11 protein-coding genes are annotated in these 11428 nt (G+C 34.4%); 3 read left to right on the top strand and 8 right to left on the bottom strand.

Going from position 1 to position 11428, the window contains the following annotated elements:
• Window positions 1-10 precede the first annotated feature (10 nt).
• Genes FTRAC_RS06970 through FTRAC_RS06960 form a run of 3 tightly spaced genes read right to left on the bottom strand, consistent with a single transcriptional unit; the run spans window position 11 to window position 5027 of the window.
• Window positions 11-2278, bottom strand: a complete 2268-nt coding sequence (locus FTRAC_RS06970; RefSeq protein ID WP_013453532.1) for a DUF262 domain-containing protein — start codon at window positions 2276-2278, stop codon at window positions 11-13.
• A gap of 5 nt (window positions 2279-2283) precedes the next feature.
• Window positions 2284-3456, bottom strand: a complete 1173-nt coding sequence (locus tag FTRAC_RS19225; RefSeq protein WP_049784062.1) for a restriction endonuclease subunit S — start codon at window positions 3454-3456, stop codon at window positions 2284-2286.
• Window positions 3453-5027: a type I restriction-modification system subunit M gene (locus tag FTRAC_RS06960; RefSeq protein ID WP_013453530.1), complete on the bottom strand. Its 1575-nt coding sequence runs from the start codon at window positions 5025-5027 to the stop codon at window positions 3453-3455. The genes FTRAC_RS19225 and FTRAC_RS06960 overlap by 4 nt, the downstream gene beginning before the upstream one ends.
• Window positions 5028-5375: 348 nt before the next feature.
• On the opposite strand from FTRAC_RS06960, the gene FTRAC_RS06955 reads away from it, so the two are divergent.
• Window positions 5376-6065, top strand: coding sequence for an FRG domain-containing protein (locus FTRAC_RS06955; protein WP_013453529.1), 690 nt, complete (start codon window positions 5376-5378; stop codon window positions 6063-6065).
• 103 nt (window positions 6066-6168) lie between these two features.
• On the opposite strand, the gene FTRAC_RS06950 is transcribed toward FTRAC_RS06955, so the two are convergent.
• Window positions 6169-6765: a hypothetical protein gene (locus tag FTRAC_RS06950; protein ID WP_013453528.1), complete on the bottom strand. Its 597-nt coding sequence runs from the start codon at window positions 6763-6765 to the stop codon at window positions 6169-6171.
• Window positions 6766-7128: 363 nt separating this feature from the next.
• Window positions 7129-8142 carry a chitobiase/beta-hexosaminidase C-terminal domain-containing protein gene (locus FTRAC_RS06945; RefSeq protein ID WP_013453527.1) on the bottom strand — a complete coding sequence of 338 codons (1014 nt, stop codon included), beginning with the start codon at window positions 8140-8142 and terminating at the stop codon, window positions 7129-7131.
• A gap of 146 nt (window positions 8143-8288) precedes the next feature.
• Between FTRAC_RS06945 and FTRAC_RS19770 the strand changes: the two genes are divergently transcribed.
• Both FTRAC_RS19770 and FTRAC_RS06940 read left to right on the top strand, forming a co-directional pair.
• Entirely contained in the window at window positions 8289-8447 is a 159-nt protein-coding gene (locus FTRAC_RS19770; RefSeq protein ID WP_185094444.1) for a hypothetical protein, read from the top strand.
• A 100-nt stretch (window positions 8448-8547) separates the two neighbouring features.
• Window positions 8548-8793 carry a hypothetical protein gene (locus FTRAC_RS06940; RefSeq protein WP_041649608.1) on the top strand — a complete coding sequence of 82 codons (246 nt, stop codon included), beginning with the start codon at window positions 8548-8550 and terminating at the stop codon, window positions 8791-8793.
• A 478-nt stretch (window positions 8794-9271) separates the two neighbouring features.
• Here the strand turns inward: FTRAC_RS06940 and FTRAC_RS06935 are convergent, their stop codons facing one another.
• The 3 genes from FTRAC_RS06935 to FTRAC_RS06925 all read right to left on the bottom strand — a co-directional run bounded on the left by FTRAC_RS06935 (window position 9272) and on the right by FTRAC_RS06925 (window position 11395).
• A complete protein-coding gene (locus FTRAC_RS06935; RefSeq protein WP_013453525.1) occupies window positions 9272-9457 on the bottom strand; it encodes a hypothetical protein in 186 nt (61 codons plus the stop codon).
• A gap of 359 nt (window positions 9458-9816) precedes the next feature.
• Entirely contained in the window at window positions 9817-10926 is a 1110-nt protein-coding gene (locus FTRAC_RS06930; RefSeq protein ID WP_013453524.1) for an alkene reductase, read from the bottom strand.
• A gap of 31 nt (window positions 10927-10957) precedes the next feature.
• Complete coding sequence (locus FTRAC_RS06925; protein ID WP_041649599.1) at window positions 10958-11395, bottom strand: MarR family winged helix-turn-helix transcriptional regulator; 438 nt, start codon at window positions 11393-11395, stop codon at window positions 10958-10960.
• Window positions 11396-11428 lie beyond the last annotated feature (33 nt).

The following is an 11428-nucleotide window of genomic DNA, read 5'->3' as shown; positions in this document are numbered from 1 at the left end:
ATGTATTTATTTAATCTAAATATTCCATTAATGCGGTATTAAACCATTCAATTGCTGCTTCGCCATCTTTTTTTTCAACTGTAGATAGCTCATTATCATGTCTGATACGATTTCTCATTGTACCCAACTGAGTATAACGGTTCATTACATTTCCTTTAGCTCCGTAAACATCTTCAAACAACTGCCAATGTTGTTTCGAAGTAAGTATGTCTTTATAATCGGATAAGGTTAAGTTATTTAATGCCGTTCTCACACTAATAGGATTTTCTTTCTCAACACCAGCATTCTTCTTTAACCAACTGTTATACTTGCCCTCTGCAGACTCCACCAGTTTGTCATTGAATACCTCTTTTGCATGCTTATTCCCACCGAGTTTTTCTGCTATTAATCTACGTGTAGCAAGCTCTATTTTACTCACCTCTTCGTCCAGTTCTTTTACTTCAGCAGAGAATGTTGAGTTACTTGATAGTATACTGTCAATAGTAATGTTTTTACCTTCACAAAGTTGTTCAGCAGCTTCTAACATGATGGCTGCTCTCTCCTTGAGGAATTGCTTATACTGTCTTTCAATATATTTGCTCTCTAATGCCTTGGCTTCTTCAATTTCAACTAGTCTGGTCATTGGGATTAAATGACTGTTTAGCCTATGTCTGATGGTATCATTATCGAAAACTTCTGTTTTTTCTTTGATGTATTTTAATGGAGATTTAGCACCCAAGCTTTTATTGGTGGATGACGAAATCATGGCACAGTTCAACGCTAGATCAGGATTTACATCGAGGTTTTGCAGAAATGCTTTAGGGAAAATATGATGGTAATCTCTGTTTTTAAGATTTGACCTAGTTAATTTCTGACCGTCCGAAAAGTCATACGCACCTAACTTTGAGGCTACACAGATAATGGCTCTAGCTCGGATGTTCTCTCTTTTTGCCCATCCAGTTTTGGCGAGAAAATCCATGTCAGAAATGGCAAAGAATTCACGATCCAAAACAGGCACATCCTGTTCAATGTATGGCTGACCATTTTCTTTATGTTCTTTCTGGATAATTTTCTTGAGCATTAGATAATCACGATATGCACGTGATGCCGCAGTATTTTCATATCTATCGGTAAAAAATGAAGACCATAGGTATTTTCTCAGTAAAATTTCAGCTTTTCCTCTTTCATCTAAAGATTCAGGAATTACGGCATAAAGAGCAGCAATCACACCTAAAACGGCATTGGTGGGTAAAATTTGCCTTGAATAAATGCCTTCATTCTCCATAAAAACAACCATTTTATTCAGTCCATCCATGAGGGTAGCCCAATTGTCCACCATCTTTGCTTTGCTCATTTCCAATGCACCTTTGTTATTGGGTAGTTTATCTTGAAGTAGTGCCGATGTGACGAGCACTAACTGCTCTAATTTAAAATAGTCCTTCACTCTAGGATATTTCTCATCTAGTTCTGCTTGCAATTCATGCAATGAAACACTCTTTACACTTTCCACCTCTGCTACTATTACATCATACAATGAAAGCGGTTTAGTATTGGTGTTCATGTTAATGAATACCTGCAGAGCAATATCAATAGAGGTACTGGATGGTAGTGCGAGATACGGCAAGTTGTAATGACTAATGATCTCTCTTAACTCCGTAATTTTCTTGTCGAGCTGCGTTTTCTTTTCATAGTAGTACTCATATTTATCTTCGAATGCTTCATCCCCTTTTTTAGGCATTAAATGACCTATTGCTTCCTTAATCCAATCATCAATTTTGGTCTTTATATCAAATGGCAGCAGCAGGTTTACTGGAATTAATCCTTTTTTGAAACAGAACTTTGGGGAATCTGCCCACAATGGATATAGCTTATCTCGCTTAAACCATCTGCTCTGGCAATAGGCGGTCATCTGGTCAAACTTCATCCCATCATCTTCATTATCAAACTCTGGTATATAAATAAAGTATTTTTCAGAATCGTAATTATTATTCATGCATCGCCATAGCGAAGTCAGTCTTTGTTGACCATCCAATAAATGTTCATTTACCTTACCACCAGTTTGCGGTGCAGTAACCAAATACCTTGAATCAAATTTTTCCTCATTACCTACATCCAGCACGAGCGTAATACCGAGGGGAAGGTTATAAGATATGGTATCTAATAAACTGGTGATGCGTTTTTTATCCCATGCTTGATGCCTCTGAAACCTTGGTAATTTAATTTCACCATTTTGAACCTTCTGAAACCATACAGAAAGCGTTCTGTCTTGTGCTTTGCTTGATTGCTGGTGTATATTCATTGACGTTATTTATTAGATACTTTTGATTCTAATTCACTTACTAATTCCCCTTTAAATGCTTTTTGCAATAGGCTCTGAAATAATTCTTCTGACTTTTTAATGTTGGCTTGAGCTTGTTGTTTTTGATCATTTAGTATTGATAGTGAATCTAAAAATACTTGCATCGTAGCTTCATCGGGGATCAATACTTTGATAGATGTAATATCACTTTTCTTAAGATGAAATTGTCCAACTCCACCACCCAAGGAACTTCTAAGATTTCTCAGATGAAGTTTTAACAAATTGAACAGATATTCTTTATTTGGACTATTCTTTTTTGGTTTTAAATTGTAAATGTGCTGATTGAGCATGCCAGTTTCTCCATCATATAGATACACATCTATAGACGCTTGTACTCCTGCCCATGAAAACAATAAGTCCCCTGCTTCAACTTTTAACTTCTCAATCATTTCTCCCTCATAGAGCCAGTAAGGAAAATTTGGCTTATGTAAATTTGAAATTCTAACAAGTTTATAGCCATAACTTCCAAGCTCCGCTTTCTTCCATGCCTTGCCTGAGTAAAAATCACAAAGCTCTCCTAATGGCTTAACCTTAAGGTTTTTACTATTAGACACAGGATCACCAAACATATCCAAGAAAAGACTTTGGATGAGATCATCGTATTTTTTGAGAAGTGCTTGATCTTTCTGTCTTAGTTCATCGGCAGCATCAAGTATGGCAGCAATGCGTTCTTGAACTGCTAATGGAGGGAGTGGTACTTTAAGTTTTTTTATTTCAACCAGATGCAGATTCTTTATGGTTGCAACTTTCGAATATTTTAGAGCTTGTCTTAGAGCAAAAGATGTATTTAAAAAGTAATTAAGGTACTTGGTATTTACAATTTTATGATTTGGCTTTATTAAGCATAAACTCACGAATATACTGAATTCGAAATCCCAGTCTACTATTTTTCCTACCCCTATAGTGCCATTTTTCGAATATAATATATCACCCTTTTCTGGGTGGCATCTTTTAATTAACTCTAAGTGTTCTTCATTTGAGATATATTTTTTAGAATTATTGCTTGCTGTTATATCAGTAACTCTAAAAAAAGGGACACCACTTTCAGTGTACTTCGGAGTATGATGTGTACCATCTGTGATTTTGGTACAAATATCCATTAGTTTAACTTTATTCATCCCAAAACCTCCTTTAAAAGATTTAAGGCTTTTGTACGGTCAGCATCTAATTGCTCTATATCTGCAATAATATCTTTGGGAGCATCATATTCTACTTCCTCATATTCAATTTCCTTGTATCGGTTTATGCTTAAATCCCAATCATTGGCTTTGATCTCTTCAAAGGGCACTAAAAAGGACTGATCGGTACGTTTTCTATCTTTCTCAGGTGAGGCTTCTTTTTCATGTCTCATAGGGTTCACGGTGTCCCATCTCAACAGTATATCGGCAATGTCGCATTTATCTCTGATGCTAGCCTTTTCTACTGCCTTCTCAGGTGCAGTAAAGCACTGCTCGAATTCCTCAGTATTCACTAGTAAGCTTCTTTTGTCATCTAAGCTGTAACCATCGGCTTTCATGTCGTAAAACCAGACATTATCTGTACCACCTGTACCAGTTTTGGTGAAGAAAAGAATGGCAGTGCTTACTCCTGCGTAAGGTTTAAAGACTCCACTAGGCATGGATATAACAGCATCTAGTTTATTCTTTTCTATAATCTCTTTTCTGATCTCCTTATGGGCTTTAGAACTACCGAAGAGTACACCATCGGGAATAATAACGGCACACCTACCACCAGTTTTTAAGGTACGTAGCATTAATGCCAGAAATAGTAATTCTGTCTTTTTAGTCTTTACGATATTTAATAGTGCGTCATCCACACCATCATAATCAAGGCTGCCTTTAAATGGAGGATTAGCCAAGACTAATGAAAACTTTTCCTTAATATTGGAATTGCCTTCACTTAAAGAATCTACACCAATAAGCTGTGGGTTTTCTATACCATGGAGTTGCAGGTTCATAGCACCAATACGGAGCATAGTGGAGTCGAATTCCATACCCGTGAACATTTCCTTATTGTAGTGCTCACGGAATTTCTTGTCATTAAACCAGTCAGGATGCATGTCATGCAGGTACTCACCTGCAGCAACTAAGAAGCCTGCAGTACCACAGGAAGGGTCACAGATAGTATCTGTTTCGTTGGGTTCTACCATATCCACCATCATCCTAATGATATGCCGTGGGGTTCGAAACTGTCCATTTTGACCTGCAGAAGCTACTTTTGAGAGCATGTACTCGTAGAGATCACCTTTTGTGTCCCGATCATCCATTTGTATTTTCTTGATCATTTGCACTACAGTGTCAAGTAACTTCGGAGTTGGAATCATGAAGGTAGCTCCTTTCATAAATTCACCGAAGACACCCACCGAAGCACCAATTTGCTTCATGTGTTCGAACACGGTTAGAGGTCTTTTCTCTGTCGTTTTGGTAAACAGATCAAACATAGTGTTGGGATCAACATTAGAAAAATGACTCCAACGTAATTCCTTGTGTTCATCGCTATAGATAGGATTTTCAATAGGCTCACCTATCATATTAGCTTTACGCTCTTCAAGCTGCTGGCGTTCATCCATCCTTCGCAGGAACAAAAGATAGGTAAATTGCTCTATTACTGTGAGAGGATTGGCAATACCACCAGTCCAGAATGATTCCCATATTTTATCTACTTGAGATTTTAGTTCTCCTGTTATCATGAATTTATTTGTTACCTGATTTTTACAACTGTCATTTATATAAAATGAAAATTGATTTTCAGATAGTTATTTACACTTTATGATTATATAATTCAATTAAATTTCAATATAGCAAAAATCAAATAAATGTCCCTTGTAATAAAGAGATCAATTTATTTTGCTGCTCGTATTGAGGTTGGCGAACAACGTAGATATTTGTTCTTTAGGTGTATGGCTTTAAATCAATTTAAGTATTGATTGTCAATTATTCTTATTAGTTTCCGACCATATTTTAAGTTTTTGATCAATTAATTATTTATTCTTCTAATATATAATCGATCATACGAAATCAATCAGATTTACTAAAAGATGAGCGAAATTACGATACATACTATTGAGGAATTCATATCCAAATTAACTTTCTTAGATGAAACTGATGTTTTTAGAGGACAGCCAGATGTTGATTTTAAATTAATCCCAGCTATCGGTAGGATTCCCTTTAAAGAACCAGAAAACATATTAAGTCAATTTGAAGAAGAGATATTTCATGGCTTCAAAAGGAAAGCTCCTCTTTTTATGGACAAAATACCCGATAATGAATACGAATGGTTGATATTGGCACAACATTATGGTTTACCTACCCGACTTTTAGATTGGACATATAATCCACTTGTGGCTTTGTATTTTGCAATCGAAAATGAAAATAAATCTGATGCTTGTGTATATCAAGGAATGTTTAATACTTACATAAATTCAGAACAGATGAAAACACAGAATCCATTTAAAGTAGGGATGTCATTGGGTGTGATTCCTACTCTTGATAATAAAAGATATTTATCACAAAATGGACTTTTCTCTATTCATCCCACTCCTTATCAGGAAGACTTTAAATTTGTAATGAATAAATATATTATACCTTATGAAAGTAAAGTTTCAATGCGATGGAAATTACGTAAACTGGGAATAACAAAAGCTTCGATATTTCCCCAACTGGATTCAATAGGGTATGATATTTTACAAACTAACTACTCTAGGTATGACGGTCACTTTAAGAAGTAATTTCATTCCTGCTCATAGAAATAGAACCATGAGTATTTAAATTCAAGAGTTAATCTAAAATTTACCAGACTAAGTCCATCGATTCTTTTTTAAAGAAGTATTATTATGACTTACTGAAGTCACAATGACAATCTAATAAGTTGTCTAAATTTTCATTCTTTCTGGAAACATCAGGTTTTTCACAAGATCGATAGGAATTAAAGCAAAGTCCTTTTAATGGATTAAAATAGTATTCATGGTTATAGAGATCAAAAGCAGATTGTAAGTGAGCCATAATATTGAACTCTTCTTCTGTCCAATCGCTGTAACTTCCAATTAGATGACATTTAATTCTAAATTTCGGATATCTACTTTCCTTTTCCAAATAGCCTCTCTGTCTTAAATATCCGATCAGATAAGATCGATATTTCAATATTCTTTCAATTCCTGATATTGTGATCCCCTCAAGATTCAAATCAAATAAATGGATATCAAAAAATACTTCATCCTGTATTTTGCTTAAATGACTGCACACCAAATCTACCTCACTGTCTTCTATTGGGAAATTATCTTCAAAAATGACTTTAGTTCGAGCGGCATTCTTTTCAAGGCAAAAACTTATTAATTTCTTTTCTAAGATGCCTGTACCGTTGTCATCATTTTTCACTAAAGAATTAACTAAATCAGATTTTTCCTGAAAGGCGATGTTTATGTTCTCCATTGATTTTATGTTTATTTTTATACAATGTAGAACTCTTTTTTTTATTCAAAAAATGTCATAAAGCTCCCAAATATAACGATAAATACGCTTTGATGGGTTTAGAAGATTTGTATAAACGATATCATAGGAGTGTAACAAAACTTATTTTTTTAAAATTATTTTGCATTCTATATCTTTTTATATTTTTCTTCAATAATTTAAGCTTCTAAAAATTTCACCTTATTCAATCCTACCTGCATTATATCGAACTGAGTGTATTTATTGGTAATTAAAACCTGTAAATTTTGTACCTAGAGGGAACTGCTTGTAAATAAAAAAGCCTTATAAACTACTTATAAGGCTTTTTTAGTAAGATTAGACTTTTTAATTACAATTATTATATGACAAGTGGTAGGTAAAACCTCCTTTTGTCCATGTGATTGGAAAATCATATTCATTATAAATGTAAGTTTGATTATAGGTGTCCTCTTGACTAGAGATTGATTTTACATTATTTTGACTAAAGAGCCTGAAATATGAAAATACGTCATCACTTCCTGCCTGTAAACTTAGAAAGAAATTATTATAAAACGGATTAATTTTGTCATCATGCGTTGCACTGAAAACTTCAGAAGTCTCGTTGCTACGATAAAAAACTATTATCTCTGTTAAGTTTTCACCAGTGTAATTAAAAATAAGAGAGTCTTTCGGAGATACTTCTCCTCGTAAAGCGTAATTTAATTTATTATTTTCGTTATAATTAAATTCCTCATATGGGTCTGTTTGTCCATTAAAAAGAACTGCCTGAAGTAGGTTGTCACTATTCTGTACAAACATCCCATCTTCATCGAATGAATTCGATATATTGTCAATCGAGGCGTTATCACGAGAAGTATACATTTTTACGGTATCACCATCATAATCAAGTCTTGTAAAGTTTACATAACTAGAATAAACTCTATAAGTTCCTGTAACTTTATTTTGATTATTATATACAATACTGTCATAATATCTGTCATCGTGCTGTATTTTCTTCAGTAAGCAAGCACTAGATTGAATATTCAATGTATATGTTTTCTGAACAATGTCACTGTCTTCAAATCCAGATTTGATAGTCTTAGCCCGTACGATATACGTACCACTTTCAGATAGCACTAAAGGGTCGTTGTAAACCTGAGAATTATCTTCAAGTGATGCATCAATACTGTATAGTATTGTAGATCCACTTTCGTCTGATGAAAGATCAATTGTAAGCGGCTCTTGATAGCTACCTTCGTCAACCGAAAAATTAACTGGGTCAAGTTTCAAGACAACCTCGTCACTATTTTCATCAGTTGTACAAGCAGTAAATGCCAAGGGCAATAAAATTAGTACTCTTAAAAAATTCATTTTTCTCATGATGACCTTTTTATGGTTTGAATCAAATTTTCAAGCTAACGAACTTAGTAATTAAATTAAAAGTTCAAACTTTTGAAATAAATTAAATTATTTCGATGCTTTTTTATAAGCAATGATACAATAAAAGTGGAGAGAGTAGTACTATAGTGGCAAGAACTAAACAAGGGCTTGCTCGAGTAGCCGAAACAAAGAAGTTAGGAAGACCAATAGGCTCAAAAGATACTAAGAAGCGTAAGACCGATGGTTATAAATTGAGAGAGGCTAAGAAACTGCTGTCGAAAGCAAATAATACTCCTCCTAAATAATTCATTATTAGACTTGACACTTAAATTAGTATTTCAACTCATATATCCTCCCCTGTTAATCAGTTACCAAAAAACCGAACGTTTATTTACCCACACTATCATGAGAATCCGAGAGATGCACCTACTACCAGATGAAAGATTAGCATACACTTCACTGGCTACATTCCGAAGAGCTTACATGATATTAGAATGTGAGCATAAGCAATCATTTGTCAGGTATCGTAATTTGATGAAGAATGTAAAGAAAGTAGATGAGTTTACTCCAGAAGAGATTAAATATTATGTTGATCAATTTGAATACTGTATCACTAATGATCTAATGGTAATATCTCTAAATCTAAATTGATATACTTTATTCAATTAAAGATAAGCTATACACTATCAAATAAAACACCTCTAATGAGGTATTTCATTTTCATAACTATAAAATGGGTAAACACTGGTGCATGGGTAAAAGGAAAAGAATAATGTACCCCTAATTACCCATTTTCAATATTTGAAGATGGTCTATCTAATAGAATCAATCTATACATCATATGTTAAAAACTGGGTTTAAAGTAAGTGAGAGTGATATGTAAATATGCATAACAGTGTTAAGTCATTTAAAGCAAGATTTAATATTCTAGAACATCACACTTACAATCATCAGCATCTCACATCCATCTATTACTAGTAAATCCTAATTGATATCTTGTACATTGTAATGGTGGGGGGAGTATCCCCTCATCATTACTAGAGGGGGTATGCAGGGGGTAGTACCCCGTGCCCGCCTACAGGCGGAACTTCTAAGTAGAAGTTTAGCTAAAAGTAGATTTTATAAAATATTATAATTTTTTATTATTGGTATCTAAGCCGTTACCACTATTAAGGTTACCATTTTTGATGATACCAGAAAGTAGCTTACCTGCACCATCATAATATCGTTGATGATCAGGAGATAAACTCTCACCACGTGCTATCCGATGTTGCAGTCTTCGGTAGTTGATTAAAACTTTGTCATATCTTTGCATATCCAATTTAACGCAGTGAAGAATTTGATAGTTCTCATTATTTTATCATACAATTTCAATGTGTTATCTTAGAGAAAGTAAATCACTGAGAAAGTTGGTGAAAGAGGCAAAAAACTAACTAAAAGTTGTACCAAAAATTTTAAGGTAAGTGGTAATTGATTAAAATACAGTAAGGTAGATAGAAGAGTTTATGGTCTAGCCAACTCCACAATTAAAGCCTTTTCATTGATTTGAAGAGGCTTTTTTGGTTTTAGGGGGTGTCCCGTCTTGGAATAGCCTTGAGCAAAAAGGAAATTATAAAATAGAAAAGCCACCTCAATTCTCATCAACGTGGCTCAACCATTGTAAACTACTAAACATTAATTTTCTACTTCCTGTAATTTCGGATAATCTGTATAACCTTTATAACCAGGCGTATAGAAAGTATCAGTGTTAAATTCTGCAAGCTCACCACCGCTCTCAAAGCGTTCTACCAAATCAGGGTTTGAGATGTAAGGCTTTCCATAAGCCACCATATCTGCATCTCCATCTTCAATTACTTTATTACCCGATTCCCTGTCGAAATGTGCGTTGATCATCAAGTTGCCTTTGTACATTGGTCGGTATCGTTTGGCTATTTCAGTAACGGCTCCTTCTACATCTGATACATCATTGAAAGGTTCTGATAAGTGTAAATAAGCTAAATCATACTCATTCAATTTTTCAATGATGTAATCGAAAGTTGGAATCGTTTCTTCATTTAAAGTCATACCGAAAATACCATGTAAGGAAGGATTTAATCTTAATCCAATTCTGTTTTCAGGCATCACCTGTTTAATCTCATCAATTATTTCAAAAAGTATCTTGGCTCTGTTTTCTATAGAACCTCCATATTCATCGTCACGAATATTAGAGGTAGAACTAAAGAATTGATGCAATAAATAACCATTTGATGAATGAATTTCAACTCCATCAAATCCTGCTTCCCATGCATTGGCAGCTGCATTTTTGAAATCCTGTACAGTTTGCTTAATGTCTTCTACAGTCATCTCTTTTGGAGTAACGGTTTCTTTGAAGCCATCTGGAGTAAATGATTTTGCTTCAGGATTAAGAGCTGAAGGAGCATGTGGTAGTTCTCCATTGTGAAAATCAGGATGCGATATCCGGCCTACATGCCAAAGTTGAATAAATATTTTACCACCTTCATCATGCACCATTTTGGTAACCTCTTTCCATCCTTCTGTTTGTGCTTTTGTGTGGATACCTGGTGTGTTAATATATCCCACAGCCTTTTCTGAAACTTGAGAACCTTCAGTAATGATTAATCCAGCAGAAGCTCTTTGCTGATAATAGGTCCCTTGTAATTCTGCAGTAGCTATTTTATCAGGATTATCGGCTCTACTTCTTGTCATCGGAGCCATAATGACTCTATTTTTTAGTGTTAAATCTCCTATTTTAATAGGTTTTAGTAATGCTTGATTTGTATTCATTTTTATGTAATTAAATTTTGCTTGATTGAATTTAAGATCTAAGTTCTTCTAATAGATTATTTAACTTTTGAAGATTTTTGCTGTCCAATGAAAATTGAATTTGCTCCATCTTTTCTTTTCCCTTCTTCATTACTGCTTTACCTTTTTCAGTTAGCGCTATATACACCACTCTTTGATCCTGTGTACATCTATCTTTAAGAGTAAGCCCCTTTTCGCATAGCTTATTGAGCAATCGGGAAACATTGGAGCGGTCATCAATCATTCTATCCTTAATGACCTGCACATTGGCTTTATTTTCCGCCTGCCCATGAATGATGCGCAGTACATTCAGCTGCTGGAACGAAATATCCAAAGGGCTTAAAGCCTTAGTGATCAGATTGTCTAGCCAGTTAGCTGAATATAATAATTCAGCAATAAGTTTTTGACTTTCATTTTGAAACTGATGATTTATGATTTTTTCTATTTCCATAAGCATTCCATGGATTTATGTTCCATGGAATAT

Source organism: Marivirga tractuosa DSM 4126 (genome assembly GCF_000183425.1).
GTDB classification, from domain to species: Bacteria; Bacteroidota; Bacteroidia; order Cytophagales; family Cyclobacteriaceae; genus Marivirga; species Marivirga tractuosa.
This window is presented reverse-complemented; position numbering and strand designations above follow the sequence as displayed.